Origin of the sequence: Phocaeicola sp. HCN-40430 (genome assembly GCF_037890285.1) — a bacterium.
Lineage (GTDB): Bacteria > Bacteroidota > Bacteroidia > Bacteroidales > Bacteroidaceae > Phocaeicola > Phocaeicola acetigenes.
In genome coordinates this window covers 1-392 of sequence record NZ_JBBKBS010000086.1, presented here as the reverse complement: position 1 = coordinate 392, position 392 = coordinate 1, and the positions used below count along the sequence as shown (strand labels likewise).

At 58.4% G+C, this 392-nt stretch carries 1 protein-coding gene; it reads right to left on the bottom strand.

Going from position 1 to position 392, the window contains the following annotated elements; genetic code table 11:
* The coding region (locus WKU26_RS12710) for an NAD-dependent epimerase/dehydratase family protein (protein WP_340322324.1) at nucleotides 1-392 on the bottom strand (392 nt) is incomplete at both ends.

The following is a 392-nucleotide window of genomic DNA, read 5'->3' as shown; positions in this document are numbered from 1 at the left end:
AGTCAAGCTTGCTCACGTCAGTCAGCTTCCGCATGGTACCGTCCGGTTTTGAGCTGTCCCAGCGCAGTTCCCCCCTGAAGCCTATTTCCTTCATGATCTTCTCCGCCACCTCACGGATAGACACCTCCTTGCCCGTACCCACGTTGATGTGGCAGTTGCGTATCTCTCTGTCCCCTTCGCGGTACGTATCCCTGAAGTCCACGTTCAGCAGCACATGCACGCTGGCATCCGCCATCTCTTCGCTCCACAGGAACTCACGCATCGGCGTACCCGTACCCCAGAGCATCACCGCCTCCGGTGTGATACCGAACTTCTCCAGCTTCTCCAGAATCACCCCTTCCGAAGCCGTACCGTCCACACCTTCCACCGGTCTCAGGTCCAGGTCCTTGCGT